18 protein-coding genes and 1 pseudogene are annotated in these 18,438 nt (G+C 59.1%); 7 read left to right on the top strand and 12 right to left on the bottom strand.

Annotation, left to right across the window (positions count from 1 at the left end; genetic code table 11):
- Positions 1-45: 45 nt before the first annotated feature.
- A complete protein-coding gene (locus tag ACM110_RS08690; RefSeq protein ID WP_338584173.1) occupies positions 46-1,587 on the top strand; it encodes a phosphoenolpyruvate carboxykinase in 1,542 nt (513 codons plus the stop codon).
- 60 nt (positions 1,588-1,647) lie between these two features.
- On the opposite strand, the gene ACM110_RS08685 is transcribed toward ACM110_RS08690, so the two are convergent.
- The 6 genes and pseudogenes from ACM110_RS08685 to ACM110_RS08660 all read right to left on the bottom strand — a co-directional run bounded on the left by ACM110_RS08685 (position 1,648) and on the right by ACM110_RS08660 (position 5,701).
- Positions 1,648-2,502, bottom strand: coding sequence for an EamA family transporter (locus ACM110_RS08685; RefSeq protein ID WP_416127518.1), 855 nt, complete (start codon positions 2,500-2,502; stop codon positions 1,648-1,650).
- Between the two features lie 43 nt (positions 2,503-2,545).
- The gene (locus ACM110_RS08680; RefSeq protein WP_416127439.1) at positions 2,546-2,899 is read right to left on the bottom strand and encodes a DUF1493 family protein; all 354 of its coding nucleotides are present in this window, start codon (positions 2,897-2,899) and stop codon (positions 2,546-2,548) included.
- Positions 2,896-4,169: pseudogene (locus ACM110_RS08675) on the bottom strand (type II toxin-antitoxin system HipA family toxin). The gene ACM110_RS08680 and the pseudogene ACM110_RS08675 overlap by 4 nt, the downstream one beginning before the upstream one ends.
- Positions 4,166-4,660 (bottom strand): helix-turn-helix domain-containing protein, encoded by a 495-nt coding sequence (locus ACM110_RS08670; RefSeq protein WP_416127438.1) that lies wholly within the window; start codon positions 4,658-4,660, stop codon positions 4,166-4,168. The pseudogene ACM110_RS08675 and the gene ACM110_RS08670 overlap by 4 nt, the downstream one beginning before the upstream one ends.
- A 205-nt stretch (positions 4,661-4,865) precedes the next feature.
- On the bottom strand, positions 4,866-5,162 hold the full coding sequence (locus ACM110_RS08665) for a hypothetical protein (protein ID WP_416127437.1): 297 nt from the start codon (positions 5,160-5,162) through the stop codon (positions 4,866-4,868).
- A 248-nt stretch (positions 5,163-5,410) separates the two neighbouring features.
- A complete protein-coding gene (locus tag ACM110_RS08660; protein WP_416127436.1) occupies positions 5,411-5,701 on the bottom strand; it encodes a hypothetical protein in 291 nt (96 codons plus the stop codon).
- Positions 5,702-6,157: 456 nt separating this feature from the next.
- On the opposite strand from ACM110_RS08660, the gene ACM110_RS08655 reads away from it, so the two are divergent.
- From ACM110_RS08655 to ACM110_RS08645, 3 genes are all read left to right on the top strand, one after another.
- Positions 6,158-8,086 (top strand): ATP-dependent DNA helicase RecQ, encoded by a 1,929-nt coding sequence (locus ACM110_RS08655; RefSeq protein ID WP_416127435.1) that lies wholly within the window; start codon positions 6,158-6,160, stop codon positions 8,084-8,086.
- A gap of 200 nt (positions 8,087-8,286) precedes the next feature.
- Positions 8,287-9,513 carry a 3-hydroxyacyl-CoA dehydrogenase NAD-binding domain-containing protein gene (locus tag ACM110_RS08650; RefSeq protein ID WP_416127434.1) on the top strand — a complete coding sequence of 409 codons (1,227 nt, stop codon included), beginning with the start codon at positions 8,287-8,289 and terminating at the stop codon, positions 9,511-9,513.
- Positions 9,514-9,547: 34 nt separating this feature from the next.
- The gene (locus tag ACM110_RS08645; RefSeq protein ID WP_416127433.1) at positions 9,548-9,967 is read left to right on the top strand and encodes an acyl-CoA thioesterase; all 420 of its coding nucleotides are present in this window, start codon (positions 9,548-9,550) and stop codon (positions 9,965-9,967) included.
- 66 nt (positions 9,968-10,033) lie between these two features.
- Here ACM110_RS08645 and ACM110_RS08640 read toward each other — a convergent pair whose 3' ends face one another.
- The 4 genes from ACM110_RS08640 to ACM110_RS08625 all read right to left on the bottom strand — a co-directional run bounded on the left by ACM110_RS08640 (position 10,034) and on the right by ACM110_RS08625 (position 15,049).
- Positions 10,034-10,525 carry a glycine zipper domain-containing protein gene (locus tag ACM110_RS08640; RefSeq protein WP_338584181.1) on the bottom strand — a complete coding sequence of 164 codons (492 nt, stop codon included), beginning with the start codon at positions 10,523-10,525 and terminating at the stop codon, positions 10,034-10,036.
- Between the two features lie 358 nt (positions 10,526-10,883).
- Entirely contained in the window at positions 10,884-13,232 is a 2,349-nt protein-coding gene (locus ACM110_RS08635) for an FdhF/YdeP family oxidoreductase (protein WP_416127432.1), read from the bottom strand.
- The gene (fdhD, locus tag ACM110_RS08630; RefSeq protein WP_416127431.1) at positions 13,229-14,068 is read right to left on the bottom strand and encodes a formate dehydrogenase accessory sulfurtransferase FdhD; all 840 of its coding nucleotides are present in this window, start codon (positions 14,066-14,068) and stop codon (positions 13,229-13,231) included. The genes ACM110_RS08635 and fdhD overlap by 4 nt, the downstream gene beginning before the upstream one ends.
- Before the next feature lie 93 nt (positions 14,069-14,161).
- Entirely contained in the window at positions 14,162-15,049 is an 888-nt protein-coding gene (locus tag ACM110_RS08625; protein ID WP_416127430.1) for a LysR family transcriptional regulator, read from the bottom strand.
- A gap of 128 nt (positions 15,050-15,177) precedes the next feature.
- Here ACM110_RS08625 and lysM point away from each other — a divergent pair, with 128 nt between their 5' ends.
- Positions 15,178-15,618 carry a peptidoglycan-binding protein LysM gene (gene lysM / locus ACM110_RS08620; protein WP_075947144.1) on the top strand — a complete coding sequence of 147 codons (441 nt, stop codon included), beginning with the start codon at positions 15,178-15,180 and terminating at the stop codon, positions 15,616-15,618.
- Positions 15,619-15,724: 106 nt separating this feature from the next.
- Here the strand turns inward: lysM and yrfG are convergent, their stop codons facing one another.
- Entirely contained in the window at positions 15,725-16,387 is a 663-nt protein-coding gene (gene yrfG, locus ACM110_RS08615) for a GMP/IMP nucleotidase (RefSeq protein WP_416127429.1), read from the bottom strand.
- Between the two features lie 90 nt (positions 16,388-16,477).
- Between yrfG and nudE the strand changes: the two genes are divergently transcribed.
- A complete protein-coding gene (gene nudE, locus ACM110_RS08610; RefSeq protein WP_338584187.1) occupies positions 16,478-17,044 on the top strand; it encodes an ADP compounds hydrolase NudE in 567 nt (188 codons plus the stop codon).
- A complete protein-coding gene (gene cysQ, locus ACM110_RS08605) occupies positions 17,041-17,868 on the top strand; it encodes a 3'(2'),5'-bisphosphate nucleotidase CysQ (RefSeq protein ID WP_416127428.1) in 828 nt (275 codons plus the stop codon). The genes nudE and cysQ overlap by 4 nt, the downstream gene beginning before the upstream one ends.
- A 75-nt stretch (positions 17,869-17,943) precedes the next feature.
- Here cysQ and ACM110_RS08600 read toward each other — a convergent pair whose 3' ends face one another.
- Entirely contained in the window at positions 17,944-18,399 is a 456-nt protein-coding gene (locus ACM110_RS08600; protein ID WP_416127427.1) for a thioesterase domain-containing protein, read from the bottom strand.
- Between the last annotated feature and the right edge of the window lie 39 nt (positions 18,400-18,438).

Below are 18,438 nucleotides of genomic sequence, written 5' to 3'. Positions count from 1 at the left end.
ACAAAAACGTTTGGAGCACTCGGCCACTGGCCGACGGGGAACCTCATGACGCAAGCCAATAACGCCGTGTACACCGATCTGAGTGTTGATGATCTGGTTAAAGAAGCCCTCAACCGCGGTGAAGGCGAGCTTGCCGATACCGGCGCACTGGTTGTTCGTACCGGTCACCGTACCGGCCGTTCGCCAGTCGATCGTTTCATCGTTGATGAGCCGAGCACCACGGGCGCCATCGCCTGGGGCCCGATCAACCGCAAGTTCCCGGCCGACAAGTTCGATGCCCTGTGGGACCGCGTTGAGGCGTTCAACAACGCGCAAGAGCATTTCGTTTCCCACGTGCATGTAGGTGCCGCTTCTGAGCACTACCTGGCCGTGAAAATGACCACCCAGACTGCCTGGCAGAACCTGTTCGGTCGTTGCCTGTTCATCAACCCGGCCCAGTACAACCCGGCTGGCCGTGATGAGTGGCAAGTGCTCAACGTTGCCAACTTCGAATGCGTGCCAGAGCGTGACGGCACCAACTCCGACGGTTGCGTGATCCTTAACTTCGCACAGAAGAAAGTGCTGATCGCCGGCATGCGTTACGCCGGTGAAATGAAGAAAGCCATGTTCTCGGTGCAGAACTTCCTGCTGCCGGCCGCTGACGTGCTGCCAATGCACTGCGCTGCCAACATCGGCGAAGAAGGCGACGTGACCCTGTTCTTCGGTCTGTCGGGCACCGGTAAAACCACCCTGTCGGCCGACGAAAGCCGTTACCTGATCGGTGATGACGAACACGGCTGGGGTGAAGGCGTTGTCTTCAACATCGAAGGCGGTTGCTATGCCAAGTGCATCGACCTGTCCGAGAAGAACGAGCCGGTTATCTGGAAAGCCATCAAGCACGGCGCAGTCCTGGAAAACGTCGTCATCGATGACGCCAAGCACGCCGACTACGCTGATGTCAGCCTGACCCAGAACAGCCGCGCCGCGTACCCGCTGGAGCACGTTGCCAAGCGTTCCGAGGAGAACCTCGGTGGCGAGCCGAACGCTGTGATCTTCCTGACTTGCGACCTGACCGGCGTGCTGCCGCCAGTGTCGATCCTCAACGAAGAACAAGCGGCCTACCACTTCCTGTCCGGCTACACCGCTTTGGTGGGCTCGACCGAAATGGGTTCGGGCAGCGGCATCAAGTCGACCTTCTCCACCTGCTTCGGCGCACCGTTCTTCCCGCGTCCGGCTGGCGAATACGCTGAACTGCTGATCAAGCGCATCCGCGGCTTCGGCTCCAAGGTCTACCTGGTCAACACCGGCTGGACCGGCGGTGGCTACGGCGTCGGCAAACGCTTCAACATCCCGACCACCCGTGCAGTGATCGCAGCGATCCAGAGCGGCGCGCTGATCGGTACCGAGACCGAGCACCTGGACACCATCAACCTCGACGTGCCACTGGCCGTACCGGGCGTTGAGACTGGCCTGTTGAACCCACGCAACACTTGGGCTGATAAAGCCGCCTATGACGAAGCCGCCAAAGCACTGGCCGGCCTGTTCATCGAGAACTTCAAGAAGTTCGAAGTGAGCGACGCGATCAAGGCTGCTGGTCCCAAGTTGTAAGTGTTGGTTTGATGCAATGAAAAAGCCGCCCTTCGGGGCGGCTTTTTTGTGCGGGGCGTTTCAGGTTTTAAGGTGCAGGACAAACGCCCCGACCAGCACCAGCACGACCCCCAGCACCTGCACCTTCCCCAGCCGCTCCTTGAAAAACACATACCCCAGAATCGCCGCAATTCCGCCTGACAACGTGCTGATGACGGTCACCACCGACACCGAGCCGGCCACCGCGCCCCAGGCAAACGATGAAAAACCGCCGAGGTTCATCAGGCTCGCACCGGTCAATGTCAGGCAGTTTTTCAGCGGCGGGATTTTCAGGCCATCGTCGATCCTGAGGACGATCGCTACCAACACGATCAACCCGATCAGATACGCGAGCCAGAGCATCGTCACCGGTCCAAGTATCGGCAGTACAAAACGGCCTTGCAGCCAAAAACTGGTGCCGTAGAACACCGCCGCCAGCAGCGCAAAAGCGATGGAGCTGCTCGCCTGCGTGGTGTGGGGCACCTTCGGGTCGGAATGAATAGCGGAGAGAACCACGCCAATCACACACAGCGCGATGCACAGCAACTGGAGCAGGCTGATCTGCTCGCCGCCGGCCCAGGACAGCAAAGTGGTCACCACGCCGTAGGAGGTCACTAGCGGCGCGACAATGGAGGCTTTGCCGAGGGCGAAGGCTTTGGACAGTGCCAGCGCGCCGGACACGGTCAGCACGGCGGCAGCGACGCCAATCAACCAGACATCAAGCGGTGCGGCCATGGACCGCAGAATGAACACGGGGAAGGCGATCAGCAGCAGGCTCATGATGGCAAAGCCCAGCGCCTGACCGAAATACACGGCGCGTTTGACACCCACCGCGCGGGCGTTCAAACCCACCAGAAAATCCGTACCGCCCCACAGCACGGCGGCCAACAAGCCCATCAATACGTCCACGCAATGTCCTTATCGTTATGCGCCGGGGACGTTACGGGCGTTCCAGCTCATCAGTGTCCCAGCGTTGGGCCTTGATAGCCCGGTAGAGCATGCCGATGGTCAATGGTTCCTTGTCGCCGCGACCCTTGGCTTTGCGCTTGAGAAATACATCGTAGCCGTCGGGCTGAAAATAGCGATAACTGTCGAAATCCACGAAATCGATGGTGAAGCGTTCTTCGAGGGTTTCGATCAGGTGCTGTGCGTCGGCACCATTGCAGCCGAGGTCGAAATTGATCGAGGTGCTGAGGCTGATGGCTTTGCGTTCGGGGAGGCCGAGTTCTTCGTGGAGGAGCTGGATGAGCTGGTGGAGGGTTGGGTCGTCGGGGAGGTTGGGGGCGAGGTTCATTGCATAGGCTCCGCTAATCGAAATGCAGGCGCCATATTGTCCTGCTCGCGTTTTGATAGGCCCAATGCCCCTGCTAGCGTGGACCATTGGCTGACAACTTCTTTGAAGTTGTCGATGATGCTTTCTGCATGCGCACGATTGATCCGGAAATACCCCGCCACTTCCCGGGCAAGCTCCAGATCCAGTGCATTGTCCGTATCGGTGATGTTTAGCTTCAAGCCGTCAGCGTGGGCCACCGGGTTCATGTCAAAGGCGGCAGACAATCGCCACCCCCGGCCGGGATCATGAAGCCGTGGTTACGCAGGTGGTCGTCGCTGTTGGAGACCAGGATGTTGAACACAATCCGAGACCACAACTCACGAAGGTCAGCATTGGTTTCCGAGCCGTGTTCCATCAGCACTTCGGCCAGCTCAAGATAGCTCGCGCCGACTGAGGCATCGTCACCATCAACGCGATCCGTCATGGTCATGGCCGAGGCAAAGTGCAGTCGGCCACCCCGGTTCGTTCGATCGAAGCGCTTGACCATGAAGCAATGATGATCACTGGCGTAGCGTCGGGCGATACCGGTTGCGACTCGCAGGCCACAATGATTGGCCAAGGCATTCACCACCAGTTCCCAGGCGCCAACGTCATAGTCATCGCGGGTACTGGGGAACTTGGCTATCCACAAGTGACCGTGCTCGTCCGCGACGCTGGCTTTGGGGCGAGCACCACCCAGAGAACCGCCAGGTGCGATTAGCATTCTCAGCCACTCGCGGCCGTCGAGTGCGGTGTTGTCGGGATCATTTTCCAGTGCTCGGCTTGCTTGCTCGAGCGCCCGCAACTCAATGAAAGGCGGGGCGGCCAAACCATCGCGGCCATCTAGAAAGTGGCCTTGGTCATTGAGCTTGTAGCGAATCGCACCGACCCGATAAAGGTCATGTACGCCTAACAGGAAATCCGACTCGTAGAGCTTGCTGCCCTTGGCTGCCAAACCGTCGCGAATATCGCGTTCCTGTCGCCGCTTCATCAGTAGCTGCCCCCAGCGATCCGGGCTTGAATCAGCGAACACGCCAAAGCGATTTTGATGTTGTCCAGGGAACTGACGACCTTCATAGAGCCCGATTCGAGTGTCCAGCGATGTGAAGTTCAACTCAGGATCTGCCAGCGCAGCCGTGTCGTACTCAAACTCGAAGACCTCCGTGGTGCGAGCCTTTCGGGCATGCAAAAAGCCAAGACGCCTGGGACCATTCAAGGATTCCCAATCGGCATACACGGCAATCCGGGTCATTTCTCACCTGTCGTGGGCTTGGTTTTTTTCTGGGTCAACAGATTGGAAAGTGAGTGGGTGTTGAAGGGGTAGTCAGCGGACAGATCAGCTGTGTGGGCAGTACTTTCAATCACTCCGGTGTCTTTTTCAGGTATTGAAGAGTTTTTTTTCACTGTGCTGATTCTGCGAGTTCGTCGGTTCGAGTCTGTTGTGTCGGTGCCCTTGGGTTTGAGTTGTGCATCCTGCAGTTGCCGGCCCACTTCATCGATTGCCGCCAGTTTGCTCAAGTCTTTTTCAAGCCCCAGAACCTGCATGACCGACAGGTATGCCCCGATGGTCACTCCTGATCCACCAGACTCCAGAGAGCGCAATGTCATCAGTGACATGCCCGCTCGCTCAGCGACTTGTTTAGCGGTGAGCTTGCGGCGCAGGCGAGCGAGTTTCAGGCGCTCGCCGAACTCGGAAAGGAGTCTGGAAGCGGCGGGCAAGAGTGGGGCTGTCTTCTTGGCCATGTGCCAATATTCCTTCATTAAGGCGCTATAACTGCCAGAATAATAGCACTTAAATGTAGTCGCGACCTGCGACAGGGAAATTGAAGAGTTTGCCATTTCGGTGAACTTGGTTTCTCAAAGAAATACGTGCTAACTGCCGTTATTCCGGCTGTTTAGTGTTGAAACAGCCGGAATAATTTCACTTTGGCGTGCTGGCTGAATAGCGTCAGGCTGGCGCTTTCCAGTTGAGCATACGTTGTTGGGCGACTTTGAGCAGGTCGCAGCCGTCCTGGGTGAGCAGGTAAAGCGCGTGGGTGATGTGCGGGATGTCTTCGATGTCGCCTTCGAGGAAGCTTTGGCAGTGCAGGGTTCGTAGCAGCTCACTGGACGCTCGGATGCGCTGGAGAGCGGATTCGAGGATGTCTTGGGGGTTGGCCTCTGTGTCGATGATTAGCGGTGTGGTGTCGGTCAAATTGGTTTGGAGTGGGCGGTAGCGATTTGGAAAAGGATTAAACGTGGTCACTGAAGAAAACCTCTAGTAAGTGGAAATGTGCGTTCTCTCTTTTCGAGTGACCAAACCCGAGCCGCTGATTTGGCAGCGACAGTCCGGACTATAGGTTTGAGTCACTGGTTGGCGATAGCCGACAAGGTGTCTTCTTTTGTAGGACGTTGCCGAAGCTTTGATAGGGCGTTGCTGACGGACTTATCCACATTGCTGCGCGTTATCGTTCATCGCTGGCAAGCCAGCTCCCACAGGGGAATGTATGGAACTCAGACGGTGAGTTTCGGCAGGCGTTGTCGGGCGATGTCGAGCAGGTCGTTGCCGTCCTGGGTCAGCAGGTAGAGGGCGCTGACGATGTTGGGGATGTCGCTGGTGTCGGCCTGTTTGAAGCACAGGCAATACAAGGTTTCGAGCAGGTCGCTGGCGGCGCGGATGCGTTGGCGGGCGGCGTCGAGGATTTCGAAGGGGTCGGCTTCGGTGTCGATGACCAGCACCGGGGTTTCGCTGTAGCTGGATTTGAGCGGGCGGTAGCGGTCGGTCGGTGGGTCGGGGAGCGTCATTGAGGTGCGTCCTGTGCAAGATCGGCGAGTGTGCCCGGCAGGCCGAGACACTGATTTCAGCCGCGCCGCCGACTATAGAAGGGCGTGGTGTTGTGCGACAAGATGGCCTAGGTCGACAGGTTTCGTAGGGGTTTTGTTGGTTTTTGAGGAAAGGGATTACATCCTGGTTGAAGGAGCCTCAGACGTTGTAGGGTATTTCGACATTTATGGTGATTGAGCTGGCCTCATCGCGAGCAGGCTCACTCCTACAAGGTATTTGCGAACGGCACAGATCCAATGTAGGAGCGAGCCTGCTCGCGATGGCAATCTAGCAGTCGCTACAGCCCTCAAGCCTTGCAATCCAGGCAAGCCATCCGCTGTATCATCCCGTATCGTTTTTTGCCCCGACCTTTTCTCGACTCGCTGCATTCGCCGGCTAGGCTTTGCTCATCGCAGCGGTCAACGGAGTGACAGCTTATGCACAACACCCTGGAACAGGTTTTCGGTTATCCACAGTTTCGACGCGGTCAGGAGAAAACCGTCAGCGCCGTGCTGGCGGGGCGTTCGGCGGCGGCTATTTTTCCCACCGGTTCCGGCAAATCCCTGTGCTATCAATTATCGGCTGTGCTGCTGCCGCATCTGACGCTGGTGGTCTCGCCGTTACTGGCGTTGATGCAGGATCAGTTGGCGTTTCTGCAACGCCATGGCATTGCAGCGGGCAGCATCGACTCAGCCCAGAGCCGTGATGACGCCAGCGACGTGATGGCCCGCGCCAAGTCCGGTGAATTGAAGATCTTGATGATCTCGGTGGAGCGCCTGAAGAACGAGCGTTTCCGCAATTTCTTGCAGCAGGTGCCGATCTCGCTATTGGTGGTGGACGAGGCGCACTGCATCTCGGAGTGGGGCCACAACTTTCGCCCGGATTATCTCAAGCTTCCGGATTACCAACGCCAGTTCAACATCCCGCAGGTTCTGCTGCTGACGGCCACCGCGACGCCCAAGGTGATCGTCGATATGCAGACGAAATTCGCCATCGCTCCCGATGACGTGGTGACCACCGGTTTCTATCGGCCGAACCTCAATCTATGGGTAGAGCCCGTGCGCGGGCAGGACAAACGCCGACGCCTGGTGGAATGGATGAGCGAGCGACCCGGCCAGCCCAGCATTGTTTACGTTACCCTGCAAAAAACCGCCGAGCACATAGCCGAACATCTGCAACGCAACGGCATTCAGGCCGAGGCCTATCACGCCGGTTTGCCCCACGATCAACGCGAGGGCATTCAGAAGCGCTTCATGGGCGGGCAGTCCAATTGCATTGTTGCCACCATCGCCTTCGGCATGGGCATCGACAAGAGCGACATCCGCAACGTCGTGCATTTCGACCTGCCCAAATCCATTGAAAACTACAGCCAGGAAATCGGCCGCGCCGGGCGTGACGGTCAGCCATCGGATTGCCTGGTGCTGGCCAACCGCGACAGCCTCAACGTGCTGGAAAACTTTGTGTACGGCGATACCCCTGAGCTCGACGGTATCCGCCATGTACTCGACGAATTGCAGGCTTGCGCGCCACAGGGGGAGTGGGAGTTTCTATTGGGGCCATTGGCGGATAACAGCAACATTCGCCAGCTCCCGCTCAAGACCTTGCTGGTGCAATTGGAGCTGCGTGGAATCATCGCCCCGCGCTATGCCTATTACGCCGAGTACCGTTTCAAGTACCTGGAGGAACCCGAGGTATTACTGGCGCGTTTCGAAGGCGAGCGCAGGGATTTTGTTGCGGCGATCATCCAGACCTCCAAGCGCGCGCGGAGCTGGGCCACGGTGAGTTTCGACGCGCTGTACGAGCAGCATCAGGCCGAGCGCAACCGGGTGGTCAAGGCGCTGGATTATTTCCAGGAGAAGGGCTGGGTCGAGCTTGAGAGCAAGCTGATGACCGAGGTCTACAGCCTGCTGCAAACGGACTTTGACGCTCAGGCACTCAGCATTGAACTACACGCCGGTTTCACTCAACACGAACAAACCGAGATCGCGCGAATTCACGCGATGCTGGATCTGTTCGCCACTGACCGTTGCCTGGGTTATCGCCTGGCGGAGTACTTCGGCGACAGTAATGCCCCGCAGCAGTGCGGACATTGTTCGGTGTGTCACGGTCAGGTGGCGCGGCTACCGACACCACCGGAGTTGCCGGCGCTTGTGGATAAAAACTTCGAGGCGCTGTGTGGCGGGTTTATCCACAAGCATGAGCAACACACCGGCAGCTTGCCATCGGCTGAGCGTGTGACGCGGTTTCTGTGCGGGATCAGTGTGCCGCTGTTCACCAAACTCAAGGCGCGGGCCATTCCGGGGTTTGCGGTGCTGGAGGATTATCCGTATGCCGAGGTTCGCAGGTGGGCCGAAGCGAATCTCTAACCTGTAGGAGCTGCCGAAGGCTGCGATCTTTTGACTTTGCTTTTTAAGATCAAAAGATCGCAGCCTTCGGCAGCTCCTACCGGGGATCATCGGGTGCATCCATCCGCTGAATGTTGCTCATCACAGGAATAAATTTCAAAAAAGCGTGGTGGCTGACTATGGTGAGGGCTGTCTTTGGATCGCCAACAAGAGAACAAGATATGAGCCAGACACCGTTCAACATTCAGCGCGCAGCCGTGATCGGCGCGGGCACCATGGGCCGTGGCATTGTCATGTGCCTGGCCAACGCCGGCGTGTCGGTGCAATGGGTCGATAATAATCCGCAGATGCTTGAGCAAGCGCTGGTCACCGTGGCCGACACCTACGCGCACAGCGTGCGCCAGGAGCGTATTGATCAGGCCGAGGCCGATGCGCGTATCGCCCGAGTCTCGGCTGCCGCCAATTACGCGGACATCTGTGATGTCGACATGGTAATCGAAGCAGTGTACGAAAACCTCGAACTCAAGCAGTCGATCTTCCGCGAGCTAGACGGCCTGCTCAAACCCGAAGCGATTCTGGCCAGCAACACCTCGGCGCTGGACATCGACGCCATCGCTGCCGTTACGCGCCGTCCGCAACAGGTCCTGGGTCTGCACTTTTTCAGCCCGGCGCACATCATGAAACTGTTGGAAATCGTCCGTGGTGCCCAGACGGCTCCGGCGGTGCTTGAGGCTGCGCTGGCGCTGGGCAAGCGCATGGGCAAGGTCAGTGTGGTGGCGGGCAATTGCGACGGTTTCATTGGCAACCGCATGCTCAATACCTATGTGCTGGAGGCACGCAAAATGCTGTTGGAGGGCGCTTATCCTTATCAGGTGGATGCGGCGCTGCAAGGTTTCGGTTTCGCCATGGGGCCGTTCCGCATGTTCGACGTAGTCGGCGTGGACCTCCAATGGCGCGCCCGGCAACTATCGGGTGTGGGGCAGGATGCGCCTGAGGTTCAGGTGGATAACCGTCTGTGTGAACTGGGCCGTTTCGGCCAGAAGAGCGGCAACGGTTTTTACCACTATGAGCCGGGCAGTCGTCAGGCTGAGCACGATCCTCTGGTCGATGCACTGGTGCTGGAAGTTAGCGAAGGGCTGGGTTTCCATCGTCGTGAGATCAGCCCGGAGGAGATTCTGGAGCGCTGCTTGCTGGCGCTGGTCAATGAGGGCGCGAAGATTCTTCAGGAAGGCATCGCCGGGTCAGCCCACGACATCGATCTGGTATATCTCAATGGCTATGGCTTCCAGGCAGACAAGGGCGGGCCAATGGCCTGGGCGGATCAACAGGGATTGGCAGACATTCATCAACGCTTGCTGGCGCTGGAGACTCGCCAGGGTGATCACTGGCAGCCGGCGCGGTTGATTGGTGAGTTGGCAGCGGTGGGTAAGGGATTCGCTGACAAGTAAACTCCACTGGAATATTCATGAAAGGACCCCATTGATGCCCCAACGCACCGACTACCCACACTTCCAACCCATCACCACCCGCTGGCACGACAACGATGCCTACGGTCACGTCAACAACGTCACCTATTACAGCTTCTTCGACACAGCGGTGAACACTTATTTGATCGAAGTGGGCGGCCTGGACATCCATGACGGCGAAGTGGTGGGGTTCGTGGTGAGTTCGGCGTGCGATTACTTCGCTTCCATCGCATTCCCGGACCGGATCGAAATCGGTTTGCGGGTCGGCAAGCTGGGCAATAGTTCGGTGCAGTATGAGTTGGCGGTATTCAAGCAAGGGGAAGACGAGGCCTGCGCAGCAGGGCGTTTCGTGCATGTGTTCGTCGACCGCGGTTCGAATCAGCCGGTGGCCATTCCACCCGGTTTACGCGGGGCTCTGGAGCGTCTGGTGGTGTAAGGCAGGCAAAAAAAATCGCAGCCCTCGGGCTGCGATTTTTTTACCTTTCCAGCGAGACCTTTTCGGTCAGTCGCGATGGCGGTAGTGCTTGTGGTGCTTGCGATGGCCATAGGCATGGCCGCGGCCCGGGTGGCCATCACGGTAGTAGCGACGATCATCACGGCCGCGATGGGAATGACGATCATCGTCGTCATCATCGCTCTTGTTGCCCATATAGTTACCCAGCGCGCCACCGGCGCCGCCGCCTGCTGCGGAGCCGATCAGGCTGCCGGTGGTGCCGCCCATGCTGCGGCCGACCACGTTACCGCCTGCTGCGCCCAACGCACCGCCAATGGCGGCTTCGCCACGGCTGCGTTTGTCTGCGCCGACTGCGCTACCACCCGCGCCACCCAAGGCTGCGCCGATAGTGGAACCGGTATTGCCGCCAATCGACTGGCCGACGACTGAGCCCAAAACCCCGCCCAATGCGCCGCCCACACCTGCTTCGGTGGTGCCGCCAGCAGAGGCAATGCCACTGACCAGGCCAAGGGACAACAAGAGAATCGAGGAGAACTTCATGGAGGAACCTCAAGGGGATGACGGCGCGATCCTGAGGCTGTGTCATGGGTGTGACAATCGAAATCCGACGAGTAACACGACTTGAGCACATTTCTATAAGTTGCTGTTTTTTGGGCGGAACTTAACGATTTTTCGCCGGTCTTTTACTACTTCACAAAGGCCGTTTTCGTTAGAAAACGGCCTTTTTTGTGGGCGAAAGGAAAGTATTTGATCAGTGCTGGTCGGTGTGTTGAATCTTCCGACGCCATCGCGAGCAAGCTTTGCTCCTACGGATTTTCGTCGTCCACATAATCAGTGGGCGATTCAAAAAACCGTAGGAGCAAAGCTTGCTCGCGATGGGGCACTTGTAGTCGTCGCGTTACGCCGAACGGGCCATGATCAACCTAGTCTCACTCGCCGCTTCCAACCGGATCGCGACGAACTTAGACGTCGGTGTATGGCTGCCATCCCCAGTGCTTTCCAGAGGCACCAGCGGGTTCACTTCCGGGTAGTAAGCCGCCGCTTGCCCGGCCGGGATATCGAACGCCAGCAGCGTGAAGCCCTTCACCCGACGTTCAACACCGTCATCCCAGAGCGAAACGATGTCGGCTTTCTGTCCCGGCTTGAAGCCCAGGCGAATGATGTCGGCTTCGTTGACGAACAGCACATCACGCTGCCCCTTCACTCCGCGATAACGGTCGTTGAGGCCATAGATCGTGGTGTTGTACTGATCGTGGGAGCGCATCGATTGCATGATCAGGTCCGGCAACTTGCCGGTGGCGCGGGTGCGTTCGTGCACCAGATCCTTGGGCAACATGTTCGGCTTGAAATTGGCCCGGCCCGATGCGGTGTTCCACTTGCGTGCTCCGGCGCTGTTGCCCAGATAGAAGCCGCCCGGGTTCTTGATCTTCTCGTTGAAGTCTTTGAAGTTGGGGATGGTGTCGGCGATCAGGTCGCGGATGCGTCTGTAATCCGCCACCAGCCAGTTCCAGTCCACCGGATGGCTGCCCAGCGTGGCGGCCGCGATACCGGCCAGAATCGCCGGCTCCGAACGCATCTGGTTCGACAGCGGTTCCAATTGGCCGTTGGAGGCGTGGACCATGCTGAACGAGTCTTCGACCGTTACCGCTTGAGGACCTTCGGCTTGCCGGTCGATATCGGTCCGGCCCAGGCACGGCAGGATCAGCGCGTCTTTACCGTGGGCCAGATGGCTGCGGTTGAGCTTGGTGCTGATCTGCACGGTCAGGTCGCAATTGCTCAGCGCCTTGAAGGTGCGTGGGCTGTCGGGGGTGGCTTGGGCGAAGTTGCCGCCCAGGGCGATGAACACTTTCGCCCGACCTTCGGCCATGGCGTGGATCGCTTCGACCACGTTGTGGCCGTTTTCACGCGGTACCTTGAACTGGAAGCGGCGTTCCAACGAGTCGAGGAACGCCACTGGCGGACGCTCGTTGATGCCCATGGTCCGGTCGCCCTGCACGTTACTGTGGCCGCGCACCGGGCACAGGCCTGCGCCCGGCCGACCGATGTTGCCGCGCAGCAGCATCAGGTTGGAGATTTCCTGGATGGTCGCCACCGAATGGCGGTGCTGGGTGATGCCCATCGCCCAGCACATGATGACGTTTTTGCCCTTGAGGTACATGCGCGCCGCTTGCTCGATTTCAACAAGGGTCAGGCCGGACTGCTCGACGATCTGCTCCCACGGGGTGTCGTCGATGGCGGCCAGGTATTCCAGCACGTTGACGCTGTGTTCGTTGAGGAAGCCGTGATCGAACACCGCCGCAGCGCCAGCCTTCTGCGCATCACGCTCCCATTGCAGCAGGAATTTAGCCATGCCGCGCATCACGGCCATGTCGCCGCCCAGTGCCGGACGGAAGTATGCGGTGTTGGTCGGCTTGTCGCCGTTGGTGAGCATTTCGAGTGGGTGCTGCGGGTGCTGGAAACGTTCCAGACCGCGCTCTTTCAGCGGGTTGATGCACACCACCTGCGCGCCGCGCTTCACTGCTTCACGCAGTGGTTCGAGCATCCGCGGGTGGTTGGTGCCGGGGTTCTGGCCCCAGACGAAAATCGCATCGGCGTGTTCGAAGTCGTCGAAGGTCACGGTGCCTTTGCCGACACCAACGCTTTGCGACAACGCGACGCCGCTGGCCTCGTGGCACATGTTCGAGCAGTCGGGGAAGTTGTTGGTGCCATAGGCACGCACGAACAGCTGATAGAGATACGCCGCTTCGTTGCTGGCACGACCCGAGGTGTAGAACTCGGCTTGATCCGGGCTCGACAGGCCCTTCAAGTGTTTGGCGATCAGTGCAAACGCGTCGTCCCAACTGATCGGTTGATAGCGATCTGTTTCGGCGTTGTAGATCAATGGCTCAGTCAGGCGACCCTGGTATTCAAGCCAGTAATCGCTTTGTTCCAGCAGCGAGGTGACGCTGTGTTTGGCGAAGAACTTGCCGTCGACGCGGCGTTTGGTCGCTTCCCAGTTCACCGCTTTGGCGCCGTTCTCGCAGAACGCCACCATGCCGGCTTCATTGGAATCACCCCAGGCGCAACCGGGGCAGTCGAAGCCGCCGTTCTTGTTGGTCTTGAGCATCATGCGCAGGTTTTTCAGCGCGTTGTCGCTGGTCAGCCAGGCTTGGGCGACGCTGATCAGTGCGCCCCAACCGCCGGCCGGACCTTTGTAGGGTTTGTAGCGAGGAACGGGTGTCTGGTCGGCTTGACGGTGTTGACTCACGCTTGATTCTCCAAAGCCGGGCTATAGACCCGCGGCGCATTCTTCTGTGGCAGATGGATGAGGTTGAGGTTGTGGCGACGGGCCCATTGCACGGCAAGGCCTGTGGGCGACGACAGGCTGACCAGGGTCTGGATGCCGGCGCGCAAAACTTTCTGGATCAGTTCGAGACTGCAGCGGCTGGTGACAATCGCCAATCCGCCTACGGTTGAAATGTTCTGGCGGACCAGTCCGCCGATCAATTTATCGAGGGCGTTGTGCCGGCCGATGTCTTCACGACCGAGCAACAACTCGCCTTGGCCGTTCATGAACACGGCGGCATGCACCGCGCCGCTGTATTGGCCCAATGGCTGGAACGCACCGATGCGTTGGCGCAGACCGTCGAGCCATTCGGCCGGTGGCAGTGGTGCACCGGGTAGCACTTTGAGGTCCGGCAAGGCCTGTTCTACCGCTTCCACGCCGCAGAGCCCGCAACCGCTGGTGCCGGCCAGTTGCCGACGTTGCAGCTTGAGGTTCCAGAACGCGCGATTGGCGATGGTCACTTGCGCGTATTGCGCCGACCCCGAGCCGCTGAGTTGCAGGTCATAAATGTCAGTGGCGTCTTCGATGATGCCGCTGCCCAGGCTGAAGCCGACGATGAAGTCTTCGAGGTCTGTCGGCGTCACCAGCATGACGGCCTGGCTGATGCCGTTATAGGCAATCGCCAACGCGACTTCCTCGGCCAGCGCGGTGCTGTCCGATTCCGAGTGTTCAAGGTTGCTGTAGCTGTACGTCTGGCTGGCGGCGGGCGCGGGCGTTTCTAGGGCAGGCGCCGCGCAGGCAGGGCGCTTGGCTTTCATGGCATCACCGACGGGTTTGATCAGCTTTAAGACTAGGCGCGGCAACTTGTCGCGTCTAATCGCTATTACTGATCTACCGATAGATGCCGTCGATCAAGAGCCCAGTAGCGATTGTTGATAGATCGCAAAACACGCTTCCGCCAACGCCGAGCGTGGAGCACTGCGGCGCATGATCAGCCCCAGCCGGCCGAGCGTCTGGGCGTTTTCAATCGGTTGCAGGCGCAAATGCTCGGTCAGGCCTTCAAGGCCACCATCCAGTGGCATCACAGCGCAACACAGACCGCCGTGCACAGCTTGTAACAGTTGATGCACCGCATCGGTCTGCAACAAAGGTTGTGGTGTAAGGCCACGGCTGTGGAAGTTGTGGTCGATGGACTGGCGAAAGTGCATGCCGCTGGTGAGCATGCCCAGCGGAAGCTCGATCAACGATTCCCAACTCAGCGGCGCCTCGCCAAAGGTGAAGAAGCGCTGATCGTAGAGCAGGCCCATGCGGGTTTCGCTGAAAGTGAGTGAGTCGAAGTGTTCACCGTCCAGGCGCTCCAGATAGGAAACCCCCAGATCCAGACGATTGTTCGCCAGTTGTTCGAGGATCTGTTCGGAGCTGAGTGCCGACAACTCAAAGCGCAGGTTTGGGTGTTCGGCGTGCAGGCGTTGCAGCAGCGGCAGCGGATCAAAGCTCGACAGCGGCACCACACCCAGACGCAAGGTGCCGACCAGATTGCCGCGACAGGCCGCTGCCTCGGCATACAAGCCGTCGTAGGCGGCCAGCACAGTACGTGCCCACGCCAGCACTCGCTCGCCCGGCGCGGTGAAACCCTCGAAGCGCTGGCCGCGATTGACCAGCGGCAAGTCGAGTTCTTCTTCAAGGCTGCGCAGGCGCATCGACAGCGTCGGCTGGGTGATGTGGCAGCGCGCGGCGGCCTGGCCGAAGTGCCGGGTTTCGTCGAGCGCGATGAGGAATTTCAGCTGCTTGATGTCCATCGTCGCTCCAGGGTTCGGGAAGGTGCGGATTCTATCGCAAGCGGGGTCATTGGTCGGGTTGGATTCGCAAGTGGCAGCGGTGGTCTAGGCTTTTGCGTCTGGAACCTCAAACCCAAGGAGAGTGCACCATGAGTCTTTTGAGCTTTGTGAAAGAGGCAGGCGAAAAACTGCTGGATTTGCTCACGCCGGGCAACGCCAATGCCAGTGAGCAGTTGAAAGAACACATCAGCAAGGTCGGCTTGGGTAACCCGAATGTGCAGGCGACGGTTGATGGCGACAAAGTCACCGTGACTGGTGAGGTGGGAAGCCAGGAAGAGAAAGAGAAAATCCTGCTGGCCGTGGGCAACATTGCCGGTGTCGGCAGCGTGGATGATCAGATCACCGTGACCGGGCCTGTCGTCGCGGCTGCGCGCTTCGTGGTCGTGAAGAAAGGCGACACGCTCAGCGCCATATCGTTGGCCGTGTATGGCAGCGCCAACCAGTACAACAAGATCTTTGAAGCCAACAAACCAATGTTGTCGCATCCGGACAAAATTTATCCGGGGCAGACGTTGCGGATTCCCGAGTAATGCGAGGCCCTGTAGGAGCTGCCGAAGGCTGCGATCTTTTGACCTTGGCGATATTGAAATTACCGAAGATCAAAAGATCGCAGCCTTCGGCAGCTCCTACAGGAGATCAGAGACCTGCAATCAAATCCCGATAATCCCCAACCGCCGCAAACTCAGCCGTGTCCTTCGGTCCTTTGCGACTGTCGGGTTCACGCACCGCCAGCAAATGCGCCACACCAAAATCCCGCGCGCTGCGCAAAATCGGCAAGGTATCGTCGATGAACAGGCTGCGTGCCGGGTCGAAGTCGATGTCGGCCTGCAACGCGTCCCAGAACTGCGGGTTTTCCTTGGGGAAACCGTAATCGTGGGAGCTGATCAAACGCTCGAAATACGGCGCCAGTTCGATTTTTTCCAGTTTCAGTGACAGGGCGTCGCGGTGAGCGTTGGTGATCAGCACCACGCGTTTGCCGGCCTGCTTGATCGCCGCCAGAAAGGTATCGGCATCCGGGCGCAGGGCGATCAGGTGTGCGGTTTCCAGTTTCAGGTCGCGCACCGACAGCTTCAGCTCTGCACTCCAGAAGTCCAGGCAGTACCACTGCAACTGGCCGGCGTTGCGCTCGAACAGTGGATGCAACTCCATCTCGGCCATGGCCCGGCTGACCCCGTGCAATTCGGCGTAGCGCTGGGGCAGATGCTCCAGCCAGAAATGGTTGTCGAAGTGCAGGTCCAGCAGCGTGCCATCCATGTCCAGCAGAACGGTGTCGATGTCGCGCCAGGGCAGCAGTGACATAAAAAACTTCTCCAGCGGTAAAAAAGATATCCGAGGTAAACAATCAGGATAGGCCGGGTATAGTAACGCGTTCACGCCAAGGAGCCGCTCATGCGCCAGAAACCCACCATCCTCGCCCGCGAGATCGTCGCCACCAGCCGTTTATTCTGCGTCGAAGAGCTGAAACTGCGCTTTTCCAACGGCGTGGAACGCACCTATGAACGCTTGGTCGGCAAAGGCGCAGGATATGGCGCGGTGATGGTCGTGGCGATGCTCGATGCTGATCACGCGGTGTTGGTCGAGGAGTATTGCGGCGGAACGGATGAGTACGAACTGTCGTTGCCCAAAGGCCTGATTGAGCCGGGCGAAGACGTGCTGGCGGCAGCCGAGCGCGAGCTCAAGGAAGAGGCCGGTTTTGGCGCGCGGCAATTGGAGCATCTGACCGAGCTGTCGTTGTCGCCCGGTTACATGAGCCAGAAAATCCAGGTGGTGCTGGCCACCGATCTGTACGAAGAACGTCTGGAAGGTGACGAGCCGGAGCCGATGGGCCTGGGCAAAGTCAATTTGCGCGAGCTGTCGGCGTTGGCGCAAAACCCGCAATTCACTGAGGGCCGTGCCTTGGCGGCGCTGTATCTGGCCCGTGATCTGCTGACTCAACGCGGGGTGTTTCAGCCATGAATTTCCCTCATCCGTTGATGGCACCCGTGGTTGAACTGGCATTGAAGGCCGGTGAAGCGATCCTGCCGTTTTGGCGCACCGGTACGGCGGTGACGGCCAAGGCTGATGACTCGCCTGTCACCGCCGCAGACCTGGCGGCTCATCACCTGATTCTGGCCGGGCTGACGGCGCTGGACCCGAGCATTCCGGTGCTGTCCGAGGAAGACGCCAACATCCCCCAAAGCGTGCGTGCCGGATGGCAGCGTTGGTGGCTGGTCGATCCGTTGGACGGCACCAAGGAGTTCATCAGCGGCAGCGAAGAATTCACCGTCAATATCGCCCTGATCGAAAACGGCCAGGTGGTATTCGGCGTGGTGTCGATGCCGACTAACGGCCGCTTCTATGTCGGCGGTGCCGGGCTCGGCGCGTGGCGTGGCGATAAAGGTGGGACGCCGGTGGCGATTCAGGTGCGTGAGGCGCTGGCGCCCGGTCAATCGTTCACCGTGGTTGCCAGTCGCCGTCATTCCAGCCCGGAACAGGAGCGTTTGTTGGCCGGTTTGAGTGCCAGCCTTGGCGAACTGCAATTGGCCAATATCGGCAGTTCGCTGAAGTTTTGCCTGTTGGCGGAAGGCGCGGCGGATTGCTATCCGCGTCTGGCGCCGACTTCGCAGTGGGACACAGCAGCGGCGCAAGGTGTGTTGGAAGGCGCGGGCGGTGAGGTGCTGGATCTGAGCGGTGCGCCGTTCTGTTATCCGGCACGGGAATCGCTGTTGAATGAGTTCTTTTTGGCGTTGCCGGCTAAGGCTGCTTGGCGGGAGCAGTTGTTGGCCTTGGCCCGAAGCTAAGATCAAAAGATCGCAGCCTGCGGCAGCTCCTACGCCGATCCCCGTAGGAGCTGCCGCAGGCTGCGATCTTTTGCGTTAACGGTGCAAAACATATTGCCCGGTAAACCTCACCGCATCCTCTTCACGGCCTTCATTGACGACCCGCGTATGCAGCGTCAACCGTGCTCGGCTGTAGCGCTGGAACGTGGTCAGGAATTTCTTCCAGATCACCGGGTCCGGCGCCACGCAGATCGCATTGGCATCGCCGGTCACCGGCAGCGGGTAACTGATCTGCCCTTCCTGAATCACGATGTGCCCGTCGGTGATGCCTTCTTCTTTCAATCGCAAATGCAACCAGCCCCAACCGGCCAGCACCGCGCCGCAGTACAGGCTGCCGCCGAACATGGTGCTCTTGTGGTTGACGTTGGCGTCCAGCGGCAAGTACAGGCGCAGTTGCTGATCGTGCCAGTCGAGCACTTTGACGCCCATGTCCCGGGTGAGGGGGATGTCATGGTGGAGGACGGATTCCAGTTGACGACTGTCGCGGCTCATTCGGCGGTCTCTTGTTTGAAGTGGATGATCTGACGGCGG

The organism is Pseudomonas sp. NFX98 (genome assembly GCF_047784845.1).
In the GTDB taxonomy this organism is placed as follows: domain Bacteria; phylum Pseudomonadota; class Gammaproteobacteria; order Pseudomonadales; family Pseudomonadaceae; genus Aquipseudomonas.
This window is presented reverse-complemented; position numbering and strand designations above follow the sequence as displayed.

Excerpts from the sequence above, each read along its gene's own strand:
- ACM110_RS08690 (WP_338584173.1), top strand. The coding sequence starts at position 46 with ATGACGCAAGCCAATAACGCCGTGTACACCGATCTGAGTGTTGATGAT.
- ACM110_RS08685 (WP_416127518.1), bottom strand. The coding sequence starts at position 2,502 with ATGGGCTTGTTGGCCGCCGTGCTGTGGGGCGGTACGGATTTTCTGGTG.
- ACM110_RS08680 (WP_416127439.1), bottom strand. The coding sequence starts at position 2,899 with ATGAACCTCGCCCCCAACCTCCCCGACGACCCAACCCTCCACCAGCTC.
- ACM110_RS08670 (WP_416127438.1), bottom strand. The coding sequence starts at position 4,660 with ATGGCCAAGAAGACAGCCCCACTCTTGCCCGCCGCTTCCAGACTCCTT.
- ACM110_RS08660 (WP_416127436.1), bottom strand. The coding sequence starts at position 5,701 with ATGACGCTCCCCGACCCACCGACCGACCGCTACCGCCCGCTCAAATCC.
- ACM110_RS08655 (WP_416127435.1), top strand. The coding sequence starts at position 6,158 with ATGCACAACACCCTGGAACAGGTTTTCGGTTATCCACAGTTTCGACGC.
- ACM110_RS08650 (WP_416127434.1), top strand. The coding sequence starts at position 8,287 with ATGAGCCAGACACCGTTCAACATTCAGCGCGCAGCCGTGATCGGCGCG.
- ACM110_RS08645 (WP_416127433.1), top strand. The coding sequence starts at position 9,548 with ATGCCCCAACGCACCGACTACCCACACTTCCAACCCATCACCACCCGC.
- ACM110_RS08640 (WP_338584181.1), bottom strand. The coding sequence starts at position 10,525 with ATGAAGTTCTCCTCGATTCTCTTGTTGTCCCTTGGCCTGGTCAGTGGC.
- fdhD (WP_416127431.1), bottom strand. The coding sequence starts at position 14,068 with ATGAAAGCCAAGCGCCCTGCCTGCGCGGCGCCTGCCCTAGAAACGCCC.
- ACM110_RS08625 (WP_416127430.1), bottom strand. The coding sequence starts at position 15,049 with ATGGACATCAAGCAGCTGAAATTCCTCATCGCGCTCGACGAAACCCGG.
- lysM (WP_075947144.1), top strand. The coding sequence starts at position 15,178 with ATGAGTCTTTTGAGCTTTGTGAAAGAGGCAGGCGAAAAACTGCTGGAT.
- yrfG (WP_416127429.1), bottom strand. The coding sequence starts at position 16,387 with ATGTCACTGCTGCCCTGGCGCGACATCGACACCGTTCTGCTGGACATG.
- nudE (WP_338584187.1), top strand. The coding sequence starts at position 16,478 with ATGCGCCAGAAACCCACCATCCTCGCCCGCGAGATCGTCGCCACCAGC.
- cysQ (WP_416127428.1), top strand. The coding sequence starts at position 17,041 with ATGAATTTCCCTCATCCGTTGATGGCACCCGTGGTTGAACTGGCATTG.
- ACM110_RS08600 (WP_416127427.1), bottom strand. The coding sequence starts at position 18,399 with ATGAGCCGCGACAGTCGTCAACTGGAATCCGTCCTCCACCATGACATC.